The sequence below is a fragment of the Paenibacillus sp. sgz302190 genome (assembly GCF_059820445.1).
This window is the reverse complement of sequence record NZ_JBZYAO010000007.1, coordinates 122,434-142,039: the sequence shown is the minus strand read 5'-3', so window position 1 is coordinate 142,039 and position 19,606 is coordinate 122,434. Positions and strand designations below refer to the sequence as shown.

Annotated in this window: 12 protein-coding genes; 3 read left to right on the top strand and 9 right to left on the bottom strand. The window is 56.2% G+C overall.

Annotated features, from left to right (window positions below; translation table 11 throughout):
* Positions 1 to 6: 6 nt before the first annotated feature.
* The 7 genes from AC6RNO_RS10940 to AC6RNO_RS10910 form a co-directional block, all read right to left on the bottom strand.
* Positions 7 to 3,111: a glycosyl hydrolase gene (locus AC6RNO_RS10940; RefSeq protein ID WP_497105469.1), complete on the bottom strand. Its 3,105-nt coding sequence runs from the start codon at positions 3,109 to 3,111 to the stop codon at positions 7 to 9.
* Complete coding sequence (locus AC6RNO_RS10935; protein WP_497105468.1) at positions 3,098 to 5,167, bottom strand: beta-galactosidase; 2,070 nt, start codon at positions 5,165 to 5,167, stop codon at positions 3,098 to 3,100. The genes AC6RNO_RS10940 and AC6RNO_RS10935 overlap by 14 nt, the downstream gene beginning before the upstream one ends.
* A gap of 94 nt (positions 5,168 to 5,261) precedes the next feature.
* Entirely contained in the window at positions 5,262 to 7,424 is a 2,163-nt protein-coding gene (locus AC6RNO_RS10930; protein WP_497105467.1) for a hypothetical protein, read from the bottom strand.
* Positions 7,379 to 10,474, bottom strand: a complete 3,096-nt coding sequence (locus tag AC6RNO_RS10925; RefSeq protein ID WP_497105466.1) for a glycosyl hydrolase 2 galactose-binding domain-containing protein — start codon at positions 10,472 to 10,474, stop codon at positions 7,379 to 7,381. Before AC6RNO_RS10925 ends, AC6RNO_RS10930 begins: the two co-directional genes overlap by 46 nt.
* 20 nt (positions 10,475 to 10,494) lie before the next feature.
* Positions 10,495 to 12,177 (bottom strand): hypothetical protein, encoded by a 1,683-nt coding sequence (locus AC6RNO_RS10920; RefSeq protein ID WP_497105465.1) that lies wholly within the window; start codon positions 12,175 to 12,177, stop codon positions 10,495 to 10,497.
* A complete protein-coding gene (locus AC6RNO_RS10915) occupies positions 12,167 to 13,045 on the bottom strand; it encodes a TIM barrel protein (protein WP_497105464.1) in 879 nt (292 codons plus the stop codon). The genes AC6RNO_RS10920 and AC6RNO_RS10915 overlap by 11 nt, the downstream gene beginning before the upstream one ends.
* On the bottom strand, positions 13,042 to 14,133 hold the full coding sequence (locus AC6RNO_RS10910; RefSeq protein WP_497105463.1) for a Gfo/Idh/MocA family oxidoreductase: 1,092 nt from the start codon (positions 14,131 to 14,133) through the stop codon (positions 13,042 to 13,044). Before AC6RNO_RS10910 ends, AC6RNO_RS10915 begins: the two co-directional genes overlap by 4 nt.
* A gap of 371 nt (positions 14,134 to 14,504) precedes the next feature.
* Between AC6RNO_RS10910 and AC6RNO_RS10905 the strand changes: the two genes are divergently transcribed.
* The gene (locus AC6RNO_RS10905) at positions 14,505 to 14,816 is read left to right on the top strand and encodes a hypothetical protein (RefSeq protein WP_497105462.1); all 312 of its coding nucleotides are present in this window, start codon (positions 14,505 to 14,507) and stop codon (positions 14,814 to 14,816) included.
* 676 nt (positions 14,817 to 15,492) lie between these two features.
* Here the strand turns inward: AC6RNO_RS10905 and AC6RNO_RS10900 are convergent.
* Entirely contained in the window at positions 15,493 to 16,344 is an 852-nt protein-coding gene (locus tag AC6RNO_RS10900) for an aldo/keto reductase (RefSeq protein WP_497105461.1), read from the bottom strand.
* A gap of 172 nt (positions 16,345 to 16,516) precedes the next feature.
* On the opposite strand from AC6RNO_RS10900, the gene AC6RNO_RS10895 reads away from it, so the two are divergent.
* Positions 16,517 to 16,966: a MerR family transcriptional regulator gene (locus tag AC6RNO_RS10895; RefSeq protein ID WP_497105460.1), complete on the top strand. Its 450-nt coding sequence runs from the start codon at positions 16,517 to 16,519 to the stop codon at positions 16,964 to 16,966.
* A gap of 416 nt (positions 16,967 to 17,382) precedes the next feature.
* On the opposite strand, the gene AC6RNO_RS10890 is transcribed toward AC6RNO_RS10895, so the two are convergent.
* Complete coding sequence (locus AC6RNO_RS10890; protein ID WP_497105459.1) at positions 17,383 to 18,483, bottom strand: FAD-dependent monooxygenase; 1,101 nt, start codon at positions 18,481 to 18,483, stop codon at positions 17,383 to 17,385.
* Positions 18,484 to 18,872: 389 nt separating this feature from the next.
* Here AC6RNO_RS10890 and AC6RNO_RS10885 point away from each other — a divergent pair, with 389 nt between their 5' ends.
* Positions 18,873 to 19,601 carry a nucleoside hydrolase gene (locus tag AC6RNO_RS10885; RefSeq protein ID WP_497105458.1) on the top strand — a complete coding sequence of 243 codons (729 nt, stop codon included), beginning with the start codon at positions 18,873 to 18,875 and terminating at the stop codon, positions 19,599 to 19,601.
* Positions 19,602 to 19,606: the final 5 nt, after the last annotated feature.

Below are 19,606 nucleotides of genomic sequence, written 5' to 3'. Positions count from 1 at the left end.
CCGTCCCTATGTGTACAGTTTGACTTGCCCAAACAAGCCGTAAGGACGCAATTCATAAGCCGGCGTATGGTCGCTGCCTTCTTTGCGGAAAGACGCCCAACTGGTCGTCGCGGTGTCGCCGGCAGCCTGATGGAACGGGCCGAGCATATTGCGCGGACTGCCCATCACTTCGATATCGAGCCGGTTCTCCCCCTGCCGGCGGCAGTGCTTCGTCAGGTCGAGGCGGTTGGCCGCCCGCCAGGGCACATGCCCCGCCGTTTCGCCGTTCACGCGCACTTCAACCGTTACCGCGGAGTAATCGCCCAGCTCCAGCTCGACCCGGCCCGCCGCTTCGCCCCCGGCATGAAAATCAAAATGATAAATCATACTGCCGCAGTAATGGGTGTATCCCTGCTCGCACCAATCCCCGAATTGCAGCGTATCCGGTTCGACCGAGATCGCCCTCGCGGCATCGACCGCAAAATCGCCGATCAGGTAAATGTCCTCCACCTCCATCCGGTTGTCGTACCGGCAGGACAAAATCAGCTCATTCGCGCCTTCCTTCAGCCCGGCAAGCGGCACTTTGTCGAACGACCGGTCGAGAAACCAGCCCTCAGGCCGGTTCGGAACCGGCGTACCGTTCAGCTTCAAATCGTAATGTTCGGCGGATTCCACGACCAGATAGACGGTTTCCGCCGGCAGCACCGACACCTGAAACGAAAATTTAAACCGGGCCGGCGTGCCGTTCTCCGGGTGGGCGTCGTAAATCCATTTGTACCTTTGCTCCAGCCCGTTGGCGTAAACCTGCCTCATGCCCAAGCCTTCGCGGATCGCCCTTTGGGCTTGCCACACTTCCATTTCGTCCGACCACCCGCCGTTCGCTACGGCATAGGAGCAGGTGTCCAAAGTCAGCACGTTGGGCATCGAGCGCGTGAACCGGCAAACCGGCCCGAGCTCCGCCACCGCTCTGGGACCGGTTTCCGCCCTGCCGGAGTTCGCTTCCGCGGGACTCGTCTGCGAAGGCTTGTTTGTGCGCCATATGTACAGCCTGGAATCCGCCGGGCCGAACTCGGCGGCAAAATGGGCGTACCCGCCGCGCACGCTCGTTTCGACGGCGGCCGTTTCACCTGTCAGCGGCCGCCATTCTTCCATGCTTCCGGCGCCGTCGACAGCCATCGCGATGTTGGCGCGGCGTTCGTTCCCGCGGTCGTTGTTCACGACAAACAGCGCGCGGGATTCGCCCATGTCCCTCAGCATGTACAGCAGATCGGGCGTTTCCTCCGACTGCGCGTTCGTCATGCTGACCCGGCGGGGCAGGATGCGCTCCAGAGCCGCCGCCGCTTCCCCGGTGTCCCCAACGGCGGTCATGTTCGGATGATCGTAGAGCGCGGATAGCCGGTCCGACGCTCTGCCTTCGATCATCGTCGGGCGCGGGCCGACCGCCACCGCTTTTCCGCCCGCTTCGAGAAAGGCGGACAACAGCCGGAACGTGCTGTCCAGCATCGTCCGGATCTCCGGGATAACGACGACGCGGTACTCCGCCATGTTCACGGCCAATGCGCCGCCGCGAATTGCTCCCGTCTCGGCCATAATCGTCTCGTCGCCGAGATCGAAATCGTAATGCGCCCTGAGCAGCCTGCCGAGAAACGCGTTGAATTCATGGCCGAAATGATTCGTGGCCGAGACGTCCCGGTCCTTGCCGCGGGCGGGAAAGCCGTACGGCCCCGTACCGACCATGCACCAGGCCGTGGAAGCCGGATGCAGCACCAGCACGTCGCGGATCGGGCGGCCTTCCGTCAGCACCGCCGACAGCCGGGCGAAATAATCTTCCACGATGGAATTGTATTTCCACCAGCTCGTGTTGTAATTGAATACGGGAGGGTAATCCCGCTTCCTGCACCCTTTGATCGAATAGAGGGCCAGATGCTGGGACCGCAGGTTGACGCCCAGTACGAACTGAAAATCCCCGATCCATTTTTGCCCCTCGAATGTGAATCCCCAGCCCGTGCAGCCGTACGTTTCGGTGAGCACGAACTTTCTGCCGTACTGGTTCGCTACGCTGGTGCACTGCTTGACCGTGATGTATTCGTTCGTCTGTTCGTTCAGCATATCGATGCCGGGAACGTGCTGGAACCGGTAATTCGGCATGACGGCCCCACACACCCGGGTAGCGGTGCCCATATTATTTTCCCACAGGTAATGTCCCGTAAAAGCAAGACCGTTGTTCCCGCACCACTCGCCGATCTGCCCGGAGAACGATTCGCTGAACCGCTCGGTAACTGTCCGCCAATAATCGTGGCGCGCCTCGGCGGAACGCTCTCCGTTGAAAAATATGTAGGGAACGATGTCCAGCAGATCGTAACCGCGCTTTTCCCGGAAAAATGCCGGAAACGACCAGCTCCAGGGAATCCAGCCGCGGCCCGCCGTGAACTTGCAGTGGCTGTCGTGCACGCTCGGCTCGTCGGTAAACACGCCGCGGACAGTTTTGCCGAAATGGTCTCCCACTTCGCGCTTGTAGGCTTCATAGGTGATATCGATGAACGCCTGCACCGTATCCGGATTCAAATGGTCCGGCGGCGCCTCGTTGTTGAACCAGGCGCTCCGCTCGGAAATTTCCACGCGAAAGACGAGCAGCGCTTCTTCCTCCTCCCATACCCAGGCGTCATCGACGGACACCCTCTCGCAGCGGATCAAATCCCTCTCGTCGACAACTGCTTTGAACAGGGCGACGACATAATCCACATCGTCCAAAACGTACGGGCCTGACGGCCTCGCGACTTCCATCGTAAGACCTTTGGCGCGAAACGCGTCCCCGCCCCTCGCCTGCACAAGTCCCCCCGCAAAGCCGGACGGCCAGCGGTCCTCATCGTACAGCCAGGCTTGCATGCCGAGCTCTCCTGCGGCTTCCACCGTGCTCCGAACGAGGTCCATCCATTCGCTTCCCATATATACCGTTTCCAAACCGTCCCTGGAATGAATGAAAAATCCGCCCATGCCCTGTTCCTTCATTTCCCTGATCTGGCGAATCAGTTCTTCCTTTTTCAGACAATCGTTCCAGGCCCAGAACGGAAGCGACCGGTATTCGGCCGGCGGGCGGCTGAACGTTCCGCGCAATCGCTCAATGGCTTCCACTGGCATCCGCCTCCTTCGGCGCTTGGAAAATCATCACGCTTTTCGGGAGAAGCTCGATCTCGCCGCTCAGCACCAAGCCGCTCAACAGCTCTTTCCGCCCGGCGTTTCCGGCATGGAACGTTTGCGCCTGTTCGCTGTGGTTCAGGACAAAAGTGAACTGCATCCCGTCTTTTTCGCGCTGCGTCACTTCCACGCCCGGCGGCGCCTCGCACAGCGGAGCAATTCCGAGGCTGTCGCACAAAGCTTTCATCCACCGCTGCAAAAATTCGCGGTCCGGGTCCGTGGCCGCATACCACGCTTCCCCTTGGCCGAAGCGGTTGCGCGTTAGCGCCGGAGCGCCCCGGTAATAATCGCCGCCGAACTCGGCGAACGGTTCCGCGCCCTCCGGATGAACGACTTCGCATATGCATCCGCATGCGAAGGTGCCTTGCAGCCGGCCAAGCTCCCGCTTCATGACCAGCGTGTTCGTCTGCTCCGGGAACAGCGCGTCGACTTCCTCGACCCAAATGCCCAACAGGCTGCGCAGCTCGCCGGGATAGCCTCCCGCAGTCACCAGATCGTTCTCGTTGACGACTCCGCTGTAGAACGTAGTGACGAACGTTCCGCCGCTCCCGACATATTGCTCCAGCTTGCGGGCGAAGCCCGGTTTTACCATGTACAGCAGCGGCGCCGCCACCAGATCGTACTGCTGCAAATCCGTATCGGTATGGATCAAATCGACCTGTACCCGGTTGTCGTAAAACGCATCGTAATATTTTTGTATTTGCGCCACATATTTCAGATGCGCGGACGGCCCGCCGCCCAGTTCGACGGCCCACCAGTTGTCCCAGTCGAACAAAATGCCGACTCTGCTCTTCACGCGCGCATCGAGCAGCAGATTGCCCAGCCGCTGCAATTCCCCGCCGAGTCCGGCGCATTCCCTGAAGACGCGCGTATGCTCGTGGCCGGCGTGATCGATCACCGCCCCGTGAAATTTCTCGTAAGCGCCAAGCGACCGGCGCAGCTGGAAAAACATCACGGATTCGGCCCCGCGCGCTATCGCCTGATAGCTCCGCAGCCGCATGACGCCGGGCCGCTTGCCCGGGTTGACCGGCTTCCAATTGAGCACGCTCGGCGTCTGCTCCATCAGCATGAACGGGGCGCCATCCTTCAAGCCGCGCATCAGATCGTAGCGGAGCGCCATATGGCTTGCAGGCGTATCGTTTTCGGGATATATATCAAGCGCGGCGATATCCAAATATTTGGCCCATTTGAAATAGTCGAGCGGCTTGTAAGTCCCGTTGCCTTGAAAATTGGTCGTGACGACCGCATCCCGCATCACCTCTTTGATCGCGTTGTATTCGATCAGATAGCAATCCAGCCAGCTGTCCGAGTTAAAGCGGTAATAATCGAGCGTTATGCCCTGAAACGCCGTTTGGTCGGAATTGCTTCCCGACAAGCCTTCACTTAATGCGCTGGGGAGGACAATATCTTCCCAATCGTAAAAAGTGTGCCCCCAAAATCGCGTATACCAGGCTTCGTTGAGCTGCTCCAGCGTCCCGTAACGCTCCTTCAGCCATACCCGAAACGCCTTCTCGCAATTGTCGCAATAGCAGCGGACGCCGATTTCGTTGTTCACATGCCATAGCAGCAGCGCCGGATGGTTCGCGTACCGCTGCGCCAGCTTGCCGGCCATCGCCCGTGCATAATGGCGGAAGGTCGGGCTGTGCGGGCAGGAGTTGTGCCTTCTGCCGAATTTTCGTTTTTTCCCGTCATAGGTTACGGTCAACAGATCCGGGTATTTGCGCGCCATCCAGGCCGGATGCGCCGCCGTTCCCGTGCCCATGCACGCATGGATGCCGCTCTCGTGCAGCTTGTTCATCACTTCGTCCAGCCAGTCGAAGCGGTACGTCTCCTCGTCCGGCTGGTTCCACGCCCACGAAAACACATTGACGGTCGCGATGTCGATGCCCGCCAGCCGAAACAGCCGCATGTCTTCGTCCCACACGTCCTTGGGAAACTGCTCGGGGTTGTAATCGCCGCCGAACAAAATTTTCGGAAACTTCCTGCCGATCATCGCTTTGCCCCCCGTTTCCTTCGCTTCCTTAAGAGAAAAGCCTGCGCATTACCGGAAACGCTTACAGCTTCCGCCGTAGCCACCGTATCATTCATCACAGGATCATCCCTCCTTCCCGATTCGCATGCCGGAATTGCAGCGCATTTTGCAGAACGAGCGCAATGACCCAGGACGGGTTCCATCTGTTGCTGTGTCCCCGATGATTCCAGGCGGTTTGAAAAAGGCCTTCCCCCTGCTCCCCGACGACCGTAAATCCCCACTCGCCCGGTTTCGTGCAAATGCCCTGCCCCATGGCGTCAAGCATCGTCCGTCCCAAATGCTCATACTGCCGGTTCCCGGTCAGCCGCCCGAAGCGCGACAATTCGAAGGTCGGAAAAAATACGTCCAAATGATGGTTTTGCACGCTGACGCCCGGCCAGCCGACGGCGGAAAAGCCCGCGTTCCTGAACGCCGTCCCCCGGTCGAACGCCGGATTCCACATGTAGACGTACGTGAGCAGCCAATCCGCGGAAATTTCCGCCCATTCCCGATAGCGCCGGCTGCCCGTCGCCAGAAACAGTTCGTAAGCGGCAAGGAAGAAGTACATGCCCGCTTCCTTATCCTCACACTTCGCGTCGAGCGTGGAACGGGCAAAAGGCCGTTCGAACGTCTCGGCGTGAAGTTCGTAATACCGCAGCAGCGCCTTTTCGGCTTGCTGCAAGTAAGGCTCTTCCCCGGTGAGCCGGCAGGTTTTCGCCAAGGCGATCACGCAAGGAAGGCCTGCTGCGGTAATCGCCGGTTCCGCCGCCCTGCCGTCCATCCGCCATGCGGACGGGTAAATGCCCGACTCCAGCGCGCCTCCGAGGAAAAATTCGGCCGCTTCGCGCAAAGCGTCCAGCCAGGACGCAGGCACGTCCCGGCCTTCCTCCCGGAACAGCAGCGCGATTTCCGCCAGATCGGCCATCGTTTCACCAAAAGCCCGGCTGGAAACGGCCGGCCGCTTGTTCCAGCCGAAGTCGTCCCAGCCTCCGTCCGACAGCCGGTAAACGCTGTGCCGCACGCCGGGAACGGCGGTCCGGCTAGCGCGCAAATAAAAGTCGACGGCCTGCCTGCAGCGGCCGATCCGCTCTTCCCGCCCTTCGTCGAAGCCCAGCCTGGCATCGCACCAGGCCAGCTTCAGGCATTGTCCGGTCCAGCCGTACATATAGTGCAGCGGGCGCTTGGATATATTGCCGAAGCCGTTCGAATCCGTGAACTTCACATAGCCTGCGGCCCCGTTCGCATCCGTCCGCCACCGATCGTCCAGCGCGTTCGTCTTCAGCCTGATCAGCTCTTCCAGCCCATGCGGCTTCGCCCCGGCAGGAGCAAAAATGTCCCGGCCTTTGCGGACGATTTCCCGGAAAGCGAGACCGGATCGGGGGACAGTTCCCCAATCCAGCACGTATTCCTTGGTCAGCGCGAACCCCGGCGGAAAGTCCAAATAACCGTCCGGGCAAGGCTCCGTTTTGTTTTTGCCGACGTAGCGCACATCCTTCTCGCCGTTAAACATCAGCACGCCGCTCGCAGCCGCCACGGCGGACCGGCTTTTCTCCCGGATCGCCCCGAGCGAGCCGTAGCGGACGCTTCCTTCGGACGTTTCCACATAAGCGGGAATGGAAAACAGCGAGAAATAGCGGGCTTCCGCAACCCCATCCTCAGGCTCCGCCTGCGCCGTCAGCGCCATTTGCGCCTCTTGCGCCGTTTGTTCCGCCCGCTCCGTCCATTCCACATTCACGCAGGGGATCGGCAAGCGGTGTTCCTCGCAAATGAAGCCCTTGCCCGCCCCCTCTCCAAGCCTGGGAACGACGCGGTCCGGATCGGAGGAAGGATTGTTGTTATAGATCATATGGGGGATCGTAAACATCTCCTTGTCCCGCCTGGGCCATGCAAACACAAGACTTGCGGCGGCATCGTTCACGGTGTGCTCCGTGCGGTTTTCCCAGCACACGTTCATGCGCAAAAGATCGCGCTCGTCAAATGCCAGGCTGAGCGTTACATGCAGCGGCCCCAGCGCTCCGGCGATGCGGATCGTGCCGGATTCCGCGCTGACCCGCACATCCTTGAGCCGGGCGCCGTCCCAATGCCACGGTATGCCCGAAGAGCAGCCAAGCATATCCTGCATATAGGCTGCGAAAAAAGGAGTACGCCCGCCTTCGTTTCGCAAAATAAGCTGCGCGCCTTCGTCCGTTACCGTTACTTCCGCTCGTCTTTGCTCATTTCGGCTAACAATGGCGTACATGCGCTCTCTCCTTTCCCGCTTAGCAATGATATCAACAGACCGTCCAGCGTCGGATTGAACCCGACTCTTCCGGATAGCGGCAAGCATACGAAAAACATCTGCCCTTGCCCCACCCGCTTCATCCCGACCAGCGGCAGCTTGCGCTTCCCGCCGGCGTCAGGCTCGCCTTGCGTCTGGTAGGCGAACACAATCGGTTCGATCCCGTCTCCTTGCAAACAGCTGTTGGCGATCGCATCAATTTTGTCATGCGTGGCATTGTACAAATACGCAAAATCGCCCTCTTGCACCCACGGCAAGCGGGAATCCCCGGCGTGGACGGACAATGCGTACACTTCCCGGAATTTCGCCGTGCGAACCTGCGTATCGTCAAGCTCCCATACGCCGCCGTCGGCATGCTTCAGGATACACAGCGCAGTGCCTCCGCTGCGCACTTCATCGAGAAGGGCGGCCCGATGGCGGGCGAAAGCTTCCGGAGACGACACGACTAGCGGTCCGCCAGACCGTCCCGCACCGTCGTACGCACCGTTGTAAGGCTGTCCGGCCATATCCAGAAGCGAGCACAGCCGCTCGGACTCGGCATCGAGAAAGGCGGCCGGCTGCGGCGGCCCGCTGCGTTGTGTTCGCGCGAACGCCTCGAAAGCAAACCGTTCCGCATTCAGCGCGTTCCCCTCCGCATCCAGCAAACACGCATCTATATACAAGCGCTTCCTGCCCTGCACCTGCGGCACGGTAAAACGGATGGTGCCCGCATATGGCGATGCTGCCTGAGGAAGACGGCTCGTTATTTCATAATGCCCATAGTCTCTGTCATCATCCCGCAGCGTGGCGATGATCCGGCACTGCCCGAATTCTTTGGCCGTATCGTTCAGGAGCCACGCTTCGATTTCCATCGCTTCCCCTTCGTACACTTTCCACCGGTCACACCGCAGATTGACGCGCACCGGCTCCAGGCAGCTTTTGTACGTAAAATACGCCGGCTTCGGAATCCGGTCGACACCGACGAGAGCTTTCATCCATCCGGCAGGCCATGCGTCGATCAGCAGATGGATGGCCGTCGACACGACCCTGTCCGTCCTTCTGCGCCATGCGTCCGTCATCAGCTGCGTCGCCAGGCATTGATGGCGCTGGCTGGCTTCGACCCACTCGCGGATCGTGCGCCGTTCGGCGAACCAGTCCCCGTGAAGATTGTACGTCTGGGCGCCGTTGATTTTGTCCGGCATCCATTCGTCCTGCCCGGAGGCAGGCAGCCATTCCTGCGGATAGCGGCTCATCATCAGCTCCACGTGATCGAGCCCTTCGGTGCCGTACTCCCCGCATCCCGCTTTCCACCCCTCTCTGACGGGAGGAAGAAACCCTTTGTACATGCTCCCGAGGGAGATGACATTGTTTGTATACCACATGTTATAGCAATGAAAATCGGGCAACCCTTCACGGGTAGGCGGATTGTAGTCCCCCTCCGCGTTCTTGACTACACGATCCGGATTTTCAACGAAAATCGCCTGTCTGGAGGCGACGAAAAAAGCTTCCAGCTCGTTTCTGTGCAAATGGCGATGGCCTTTCCTTCTTTTTTCCGTCCGGGACGGTTCGTTAATTAGAGATACCATGATCGAAGACGGATGGCTGCGGATCAGCCGCTCCATCTCCGCCGCCTGCCTGACCCCTTCGACAAACTGGTTGCGGCGGATAAAGCCGAATGTCGGAAGATCGCATTGATGCATCATGCCGAGCATATCGAAATAATCGTACACTTCCTCTTGCACCGGTCGCTGGGTGATACGGTAAAAATTCATATTCGCAAGCTTCGCGATCAAAATATCGTCGATCAATTGCTCGAAATCGCGGTTCATGACGCACTGCTGCAAATGCCCCATTTCATTGGCGCCTCTTAATAGGATAGGACGGTTGTTCAAATACAAAGACCCTTTCAGCTCGGCTTCTTCGTCCATATGAAATTTTCTCATGCCGAACGTCCGGTCCCGGCTGTCCGCGCACGCCGCACCGTTCATAATTTCGATTCGGGCGACGTACAGCAAAGGCGACTCCGGCTCCCACAGCCGGAAGGCCGGGAAGTCCACCTTATAACGGAAATAATTGACGCCCGGCCCGGCGTAAGCCGCTTGAAATGAAATGGGGCCGACTCCCTGGCCGACGAAATTTTTCGGCATAATTTCCAGCTGCAAATCCACCTGCTCCATGAGCCGGTTCGTCGTGTTGACCGCATCGATCCACACTTCCACAGACCCGCCGTCGATGTTCGGCCGTACGAACACATCCTGGATGAACAACTGCGGCCGCACTTCCAAATACACCTCATTGTAAATGCCAGCGCCTGGCGGACAATGATTCCAGCCGCTGTAAGGGTCGTTCCAGCCCGGTCCTGTCGCCGCATACAGCTTGTCGCCGTCCAGCTTCGTGCCCCCGACGCCCATCATCGGATAATCGTTCTGCACTTCCACGACCAAAACGTTATGCTCCTGCAAAAAGTCCGTGACGTCGAATTCGAACGGGGCGAAAAAGCCTTCATGGCTGCCGATGCACTTGCGGTTCAAATAGACCGTCGTTTTATAATCCACCCCCTTGAATACGAGGTATGCCCGTTTGTCTTCGGGAGGGGACGGATGCGAAAATTCGCAGCGGTAAAATCCCGTCCATTTGCCGTTTACGCCGGTCGGCCCGCGGAAATCGGGAATCGTCACCGTTTCCCATACTCCCTCTCCTTCCAAAACGCGGGTAAAGTCGGCATCTTCCGGCGTTTGAAAGCGAAATTGGAATTGGCTGCAAACCTGCCGATCCCGGGCCGAAGATGGCGCCGACGCCAAATTTCTCATATACGGGCGGTATTTGTCGCGCAGCCCTTTCATTTCCTCGCGGAAAAGAGCCATTTGTTCTTCAAAAGCAAGCCCGGCGGCGATCTTCGCCCTTTCCGTCCCCGGGACGAAATATGTTTTCTCGTAAGCTGCAGGTACGATTTCCCGCAGTTCGTCTTTATTTCCGGGATGTTCGCGAAACGCGATTTCCGCGAACTGATCCAGACTTTTCGTTGGCTCCAAGCAGATCCCCACCCTCTTCGTCAAACCGTCGCAATTTCAAAATCAAGCGTATACCCTTCTTCGTCTCCGGGATATATGCGTACTTCCGAATTTCCAAAACGCTGCGTCCAGCAGCGCTCTTCCCCCAAAAACGGCTCGACGGCCTCTCTCACCGCCGCTGCTAAAAAATCGTCCGTGACGATCCACCGGCCGAAGCCTATCGCCCCGCTGCTTCTCAGCTTCGCAGCGCCGTCCGCCGGCAGCAGCCATTCGGCGATCACCACGACTGCGCCGTCCTCGACTTGTTGGATGACCGCCGACAATGTCCGCTGCGAAAGCGAGGAGCCGCCGACGATGATCAATTTCGGCCGGCCGAGCTTTTCCGCGTTCACCTGATCGTCGAACGCCAGCACGCTGCGCACCGGGTAAAACAGCGGATGCACCCGTTTTTCGCCGGCTCCGGCAAACCCGCGTTCGAGCGGAAACCGGTCAAAGGGCACTTCCCGCTTCAGCCGATGCCGCGGAAAGTCGTAGCCGGGAATATGCATGCAGCTGCCGTGGGCGGGTATCGCTCCCCGGCTGAGCAGATGCCAGATGTGAAATACGCTTCGGGAAGCGCTCTCAGCACTATCATTTTCAGGCGTGCGGTTGCCGAACAACCGCCTGTTTTGCCCGTAATTGCTGTCGTCGGCGTGAATAACGGCGATATCCGCTTCCGCCTGCGCATGATGCCAAGCGAGCGGGTTTGCGGGAATAAAGCCGCGGACGAACCGGCTCCATACGTCGCCGAACTCCGTCGCCTGGAACCCGTCTGGCGTATGCCTCAGCAGGACGTCGATATTTTCGGTGAAAAGATGGGTCGGTCCCATCAAATAGCCCATTTTCAGGGCCGATTCGAACTCCTGCGGGGAATGGCCGGGAAAACCGGGAAGCCGGGTAAACCATGTCCCCGTATCCGGCCCCCACAAATCGGCGCAGATCCAGAGCGATCTGTCGTACTGTTTGGCCGCACCGAGCGCGGTGGACAGCTGCAAGGATTGGAACGATTCCTTCATGATTTTGGGGCAGATGTCCATGCCCGCTCTGGCAAAAGTGTGAAACATGACCGGAAATACGTGTTCCGATATTAAAGGCATGGAGGCGGCCGGAGAACCGGCGCGTTCTACAACGCTTCGGACATGGGCGATGCGCGAGGCGGCCGCCTGCTCCACCCGGCTGCGCGATTGCGGCAAATCCAGGCCGTCCGTGCCGCCCCAATGCGGGAACCATCCGTCTTTGCGGTACTGTCCGGCATTGATTTGCAAATGCTCCGGCTCGTCGTACAGCAGGCCGATGCACCGCCCGGAGGCGGCCGCTTCGGCGATCGCCTCGTCCGGCAGGTCGTAGCGGTTGGTTCCTTCCGCCCAGGGCCCGTTAATGTTGCCGTATTCGTTGCCGAGGCAAATATCCATGCCGGCTGCGGACATATGCGCGAACAGTTCCGCGTTCCCTGGTGCGTCCGGAGCGGCCGGAGCGGCATGTGCCGGGATGACATGGTGCACGTAAAAGTCCGCTCCCAACTCGCGCAAAACGTTCACAAACGCTTCCGGCTCCGGCTTCGCATCCTGCGAAGGACAAATGCTCCCCGTCCCCGTGCGCATGATCCGCTCCGAGGCGTCCCCCGCCCACGGGTCCTGCCAGGCTGCGACGGGGCCCTGTATGCCAAGCTTCGGTTTATGCGCCACTTTCGTTGTTCACTTCCTCGCTTGCCTTGACGCCGTCAAAAGCGCTGCGAATAATGGACAGGCAATCCGCAACTTCTTCCGGCCTGGCATGCTCGAGAATCAGCGGAACGGCCGGCAGACGGCCGGCAAGCAGCGCCGCATACACGTTCCAGTCCGCCTGCCCCGCTCCTACGCGGGGGGTGGTAAAGCCCGCTTCCCCGTAATGCGCGTCTTTGGCGTGGGCAATCGGGCAAAAGCGGCCGATGCAGTCGAACATATGCGCCATCGCCTCCGGCTGCCGGTTCAAATCGTCCTGCGTCAAATAGTTGAACGGGTCCATGACGAGCGCCAGCCCTTCGCTCCCGAGCCGCTCCACCATGCGGGCAGCCTGCTCCGCGGAGGCCAGGACATTGTGCACGAAGCCTTCGAGCAGCAGGACGGCGCCGCTTTTGACCGCCCTGTTCCGCAGACGCTCAACCGTTTGAACCAGCTGCTCCCATGCTTCCGGCGTCCGGTTCCCGGAGAAATCGCGCCAGGCGTTGGTCGGATGAAGACTTCCCGTCTCCGTCGCGATATACCCGGTTCCGTATGCGGAACATAGGTCGATCATCTTTTCGAGCTGTTCCAGCTTTGCTTCCCTTTTCTGCAGATTGGGGTTCATCATATTCGTATAGCCCGACAAACCGATGACGGAGATGCCCCTGCTTTCGAAAATAGAGCGGATTTTGCCGGCCCGGACGGGCGACAGCGGCTCATCGTCCATCACCCGCACCGCTTGCTTCGGATCGAACTGCACGTAAACCATGCCGTGCCCGACCGCGTCTTCAGCCATCGCTTCCGCGCTCCAGCCCATATATACATAACTCATAAATCCGAGTTTGTTCATCATAACCCGCTTCCTTTCAGCACATCCGCTCTTTCCGCCACGCAGCCTTCCCGGCTCGAAACGACCATCGCCGCCGTCATGGCCACCGTCTGCAAGTTATCCTCCGCCGTGACCGGCGGCAGCTGCCCCTCTTCCAAAGCGGTCATAAAAGCGAGCATCGATCCGGCAAAAGCGTCCGGAAACCAGGAGCCTTTCAGCTTGATTTCGTGCACGACGTTTTTGTGCTTGTTCAGCGCCATATACAGCGCATCCTGCGTACACCAGAGGCTGCCCTCCGTGCCGTCGATCCACCAGGTGTTGCTGTGGGAACGGCTTGCTTTTACGATATTGTTAAAATGCAGCGAAGCCATCAGCGGGTTCCGCCCGCCTTTTGGGCCGAACTCCACGTTCGCCGCATAAATCAGCGGGTCCACCGCGTTTTGCCGGTTCAACTGCGCTGTCGTGCAGTGCACCCTGGACCATTCTTCCGGGTAAGGATTGAAATAACGGCACAGGTCCACATAATGAACGCCGTGGTCGACGATGTTGAAATTGCTCATGTTCGTCCACCACCAGCCGGCCTGATCCTGGAACGAACGCATATAGTGATGAATGCTGTATACTTCGCCGATGAGATCCTGCTCCAGCGCCTTTTTCAGCGCCCTGTGCGCCGGAGCCCAGCGGGCCTGCTGGTTCACACCGAGCACGATGCCCAGCCGGGCGGCTTCCCGGCCGAGCAGCGCGGCATGCGCCAGATCGAGCGCGAGCGGCTTTTGGCATAAAACCGGGCGCGGAGACTCGCCGATCAGTTTGAGCACGTCCAGCCGCGGTTCGGGGTGAATCGCCAAGTCGATCACGCCCACTTCCTCCCGCGCCAGCAGCTCACCGACATCCGTAGTCCAAAAAGGAATGTCAAATTTCGCGGCGGTAGCCCGCGCCGCCTCCTCGTTCACATCGCAGCACGCGGCAATCGTCAGGCCGTACTTGCGATAGGCTGGCAAATGCGCCGAATTGGCGATGCTGCCGCAGCCGATCAAGCCGATTCCGTATTTGTTCACATCCGCAATGCGCTTCTTGCCGGGCAAATAATCTTCCGGTCTGATAAACTCCATAGTCCCACCTCTTTATCCCTAACATTACACTAGTACAAAAAAACATTTATAGGCTGTTCATGCTTTTTTGTAGGGAGGATTCAACCACGATGAATCCTCCCTGTTTTGCCGCTTGCCGCAGCGTGGGCACCGGTCTCTTCCACGCCCGCGCCCGGGCCGCTCCCGCTTTGCCGAGGGGCGCGCCGGCGGCCGGATGGCGCACTCTTTCGGCGGAACGGCGCGTCCGCCTTGTCCAGGCCCGCGCTGCGGCCGGATGCCTAGTTCTCGACCCGATCCAAGCACAAAGAACCCCCGTTGGCCTTTTATAGCCGATGGGGGAACAATCCGTATAAGTATGTTGAAAAACCCCTGCGTCTGAGGCGATAGCCACAATGTACCTGTCAGCACGAAGAAAACCTGCAAAAATACATGAATTTGCGTCCTCGATTGCTGGCTGCAAAAAATTCCTGCAATTGTACAGGCTTTTCGCCGAAAACATGGACTCAGATTCACTTTCAGCGAAAATTCCTGCACTTTTGCAGGCATTTCGCCAAAATAAACCAATTCTGCAAGAAAAACCTGCACTTTTGCAGGTTTTCTCTCATCAAGCTCCTTCCTGCCTAGTTGCGCAGTTCCACGATCTACGCCGGGAGATGCAGTTTGAACTTTCTGGATGTGGTAAAATACTGGTAAATATGAAATGACGGGAGAAATTTATGCACCGTAAAAAATATTGGATTCTTCTGCCTCCCTTTGTGGTAACTGCACTAGTTCTCGCAATTTATTTACCTCAAAAATTAAAACCGTTTACACTACTCATTTTTTGGGCAGTATACTATACTTGGATATATATCGAGAAAAATAATACAACAAAGAAAAATCAATAATTCCTCATTTCTTTCTTATTAAGGCAGGAGAACGTTAGGTAAACTTCTTTGGGCAATTATAAAGCAGCTGATCAAAATTCCATAGTTAGCGTATCCGGAAGCATCGGACAAGCTGCTGCCGCGGTCACCGCCAATTCGCTTAGTACCGCGTGTTTCCAAACCTAATTAGCCCTCATCTTGATAACAAGATGGGGCTGTTTGACGTTTACAGCGGGAGAGCGGATACTGGCTGGGTGCTGCACTCTTTTGGCGGTAGAAGCGACGAGTGACATCTTTACGCTAACGGGCAGGATAGTTATGGAGGTCTCGGTGGTTCTGTGTGCTACCTGTATTGGTGGGAGTATAGATTTCGTTACACCGGTAGCAGCAGTTTTGCTATTCTTAGAATTTGCAATTCAAGTAAAGAAAGGACAGGACAGGGGCGCCCGCCCTGTCCTGTCCTTTCTTAATAGATGAGGATAAACGCGTGATGAGTTTACGGTTCGATCAAGGTTTACAGATCGACTCTCAAGGTGCCCAGCATCTTGGCGAATTTCGGATCGTGGTAGGATAAGAAAAGACTTTCCCGCGTATCGAGGGCGGAAATTTGTTCGATATCGTCCGCGCTCAACTCAAAATCGAAAATGTCGAAGTTTTCGACGATCCGCTTTTTTCTCACCGATTTTGGAATTACAACGACTTCACGCTGAACAAGCCAGCGCAACACGACCTGGGCGACGGACTTATTGTGTTTTTCTGCGATCGAGGCCAGCACTTCGTTGCCGAACATGTCGTTAAGTCCTTCAGCGAACGGCGCCCACGACTGGTGTTGAACTCCCTGCTCTTTCATAAAAGAGGCGCTCTCAGTCTGCTGGTAGAACGGGTGCGTTTCGATCTGGTTGACGGCGGGCACGATTTCGTTATGCACGATGAGGTCCATCAGACGGTCGGGCAGGAAGTTGCTGACACCGATTGCCTTGATCTTGCCTTCGCGGTACAGGTCTTCCATCGCACGCCAAGCGCCGTAGTAATCGCCGAACGGCTGGTGAATAAGGTATAGATCGAGATAGTCGAGCTGCAGCTTCTTCGAGGATTTGGCAAACGCCAGCTTGGCACTTTCGTAGCCGGCATCCTGAACCCAGAGCTTGGTCGTGATGAACAGCTCCTCACGCGGTACGCCGCTGCACTTGATCGCGCGTCCGACCGCTTCCTCATTCAGATAACCGGCGGCTGTGTCGATCAGACGGTAACCGGCCATCAGCGCTTCATATACCGCGTTCTCGCATTCTTCAGCATCGGGAATCTGGTAGACACCGAAGCCGATGATCGGCATTTTCACTCCGTTGTTCAATGTTACGGTTTGCATTGTAACTCCTCCCAGTGTTCAAATGTATAACAGCAAACGGCGCATATCCCGGGAATCGGGCACTGCAGCGGGGATTCCGCTTACGGCTGATTTGCATTACAATAAGCTTAGAACCTTCGTGTTACACGAAGTCAAGCCGTCTTCAAAAATTTATTTTCCAAGGAGGATTCACATGCTTACGGTCAAAGAAGCCGCCCAGATAACGGGACTCACCGAGCACGCCGTGCGCTTTTACACGGATAAAGGCCTGGTGCCAAGCGTACAGCGCAATCAAAACAACATTCGGATGTTCGACGAAGAATCGATCAACTGGCTGCATGGCGTCAAATGCCTCAAGCAATCCGGGATGCCGATTGAAGTCATTAAAATGTACGTCGATCTCTGTCTCGAAGGGGATTCGACCATTCCGCAACGCTGCACACTCATGATGGAGCATAAAGAAGCCGCGCTCGTTAAGCTCGAAGAAGCCAAACGGCACGTTGCCCATTTGGAACAAAAAACCGCCCTATATCAGGCCATTCTGGAGCACCGCTCTCCAGACACGACCAATCCCGGCAACTGGGACAAAATTCAGCATATGCATTCTGACGTATTTTACTCGCCCTCTGTTCGGAAGGCGTGAGAGACATTCGTGAGCACATCAACCGCACTGAAGAAAATTTTCGGTTTAAAACTCCTGATTGGCTTGGCAATGAACAAGATTCAGGTGAACCTTATCATAAGTAACGTTGAAAACTTTTTGCTTACTCTCTCACAGACCTTAAAATGTTACACGAAGGAGGAAGGAGGTGAGGCACCTCCTCCGATCTCTACTCAGGTTGGTGTCGTGTGACGCTTTCCGCTGAACGGTGCTAAAGGGCGCTTCCTGCATCCGGGCACTGTGCGCGGCAGTGGAGCCAAGCGCTTGTTCCACGGCACGGGAACGAAACGAGATACTGTACCTTTGCTTGGGTCCGACATTTATGAGTCGGTATCTATCAGATAATAAAACATTTTGTCAATGTAAAAACACCTTCAAAATGATATCCTCTCATTATTCTACAGATCGTTCCCTGCTTGCGAATTTCTTTCGCGAATGGCTTCTTCAGTTCGTGGGACAAGAAAATCTACAAATATTGCCGCGTTTGCTTGCACTTCCTCGATGAAAGGACGGAAACTCTTATTGTATTCTTGGAACGCAAGTTCAAAATTACTATGGCATTTTTGGAAAGCATCAGCTAAGGCGGCCGCCCCATCTATTGCGAGTGATCCACCCATGCCAGCAGCCGGAGAGGCGCAGTATCCTGCATCACCGACCAGCGCTACCCTGCCTTTTGTCCACGACGGCATTTTCATTTGGCACAGCTTGTCAAAGTAAAAAGTTTTCGAGTTCTTCACTTCTTCCAGCAATTCCGGCGTTCGCCAGCCTACTCCGGAAAACTGATTCAAAGTTATATTCCGCTGCTGTTCTTCGTTTCGGTAGTCGTAAGGGATTTCCTTCTCCGAAGAAAAGAAGAGGACAATATCGGTTTTATTGTTGTAGGCGTTCAGCATGACCGCCTTTCCCGGCTCGTTGTACATCTGTGTCGTATTCTCCCGGATCAACAACTTATCCACGATCGTGATAGAAAAATAAGTTTTAAGGAAATGCGAAAATTCCGCTTCCTCGCCGAAGCCATATTTTCTGACGGCCGAATGAATACCATCGCAGCCAAATACCAGGTCAAACGAGCGCTTTTGCCCCCCTTTGAAAGCTACGTCGACGCCGTTACTTTCTTCCTTCAACGACGTTATGCTATCTCCGAAAATAAACTCGACATCATCTTTGGCAGCCTCGAACATGATATTCAGCAATATATTTCGCTCGATTTCATATTCATCTTCTGCGAGCCGCTCACGGAATGCCAATCTTTCAGTGACATCATCGGAATTTTTGAATTCCATCACTTCCATGTCTATTTTGTTCGACTGGATTTGGTCGAGCAGCCCCATACGTTTCACGATGTCGACGGTATTTCCGCGGATATTTACAGGCGTGCCGCCTTTTTTGAGACCTTCGGCGATCTCAACAACGGTCACGTTGCAGCCCAACTTCTTCATCCAGTAGGCCGTTGAGAGGCCGGCGAAACTCGCCCCGCTAACTAGGATATTTTTTTTCATTTTCGATCCTCCCGTGATGGTTGTATTCGTGTTCACTAGATTTCGTAAATTTATTTATGATCCACCATATTTTTAATGACATTGTATAGAATAAAATAGCTTTATATACTGAATATTAACAGCTCATGCGGGGCCAGACACCATTTTCAACCTATTATATGATCCGTCAAGCACTGAATAAGTAGAGAGTTCTTGCTCTAATCGCTCATGAAACCTTAGTAGGAAACGTGCAATCGATGTACCGGATGCCAAAAAGATCCGTTTGATCGTGAACAGTGATGCTAAAAACGAAGCGGACGACCAATATGCTATCGTTCATTCGCTGTTAACGCCTCAACATCAAAGGCCTAATTGGTGCCCACTTCGGCCAGGAGAGAAGTAAAACCTCAATGTTGGACAGCTTGAAGGAAATAGAACTTCTATTGAAACTCATGGGTTTGTCGGGAGAATATCCTGTTCTTTGTGGGGCGGAACGTGCCATGCAAGGCGAAAGGACTCCGGTCTCATCAGAGGGTGCTGAGTTAATTGTACGAGAAGCTATGTCCGATGATCAAAGGCCTTTGTTCGTGATTTTCCTAGGAACCATCACAGATTTAGCGGCGGCTTATCTAATGAATCCGGCGATTGCCGATCGCTTGACAGCGGTATGGATTGGAGGAGGAGCTTGGCCAAATGGTGGAGAGGAATTTAATTTAGGGAACGATATTCACGCAGCGAACGTCGTACTCAGTTCTCCGATCCCGTTGTGGCAAATTCCTAGAAATGTATACGCAAAGATGAGAGTCAGTATCGCGGAATTAAAGTCTAGAGTGGAGCGATGCGGCGCCATTGGTCAATATTTATATCGCCAATTGCTGGAGACAAATCAAAAATGGGCAAACAATCCGGGTTGGCCAAGGGGGGAAGTATGGACGTTGGGTGATTCCCCAGCAGTGGGATTGCTGCTGCACGATCAGCCTTATGATTATGACTTGAAGCCTGCACCTCGCATATCTCCGGACATGACCTATGTCCATCATCAAACGGAGAGACGAATTCGGATATATCGAGATATCGACGTTAGGTTTATTTTGGAAGATATGTATGCCAAACTGGGGTTGTTCAATGCGGAACAGTAGTTTAC

Coding starts and splice junctions, on each gene's coding strand:
- AC6RNO_RS10905 (WP_497105462.1), top strand. CDS start 14,505: ATGTACCTGTCAGCACGAAGAAAACCTGCAAAAATACATGAATTTGCG.
- AC6RNO_RS10885 (WP_497105458.1), top strand. CDS start 18,873: ATGTTGGACAGCTTGAAGGAAATAGAACTTCTATTGAAACTCATGGGT.
- AC6RNO_RS10900 (WP_497105461.1), bottom strand. CDS start 16,344: ATGCAAACCGTAACATTGAACAACGGAGTGAAAATGCCGATCATCGGC.
- AC6RNO_RS10930 (WP_497105467.1), bottom strand. CDS start 7,424: ATGTACGCCATTGTTAGCCGAAATGAGCAAAGACGAGCGGAAGTAACG.
- AC6RNO_RS10915 (WP_497105464.1), bottom strand. CDS start 13,045: ATGATGAACAAACTCGGATTTATGAGTTATGTATATATGGGCTGGAGC.
- AC6RNO_RS10890 (WP_497105459.1), bottom strand. CDS start 18,483: ATGAAAAAAAATATCCTAGTTAGCGGGGCGAGTTTCGCCGGCCTCTCA.
- AC6RNO_RS10910 (WP_497105463.1), bottom strand. CDS start 14,133: ATGGAGTTTATCAGACCGGAAGATTATTTGCCCGGCAAGAAGCGCATT.
- AC6RNO_RS10895 (WP_497105460.1), top strand. CDS start 16,517: ATGCTTACGGTCAAAGAAGCCGCCCAGATAACGGGACTCACCGAGCAC.
- AC6RNO_RS10935 (WP_497105468.1), bottom strand. CDS start 5,167: ATGATCGGCAGGAAGTTTCCGAAAATTTTGTTCGGCGGCGATTACAAC.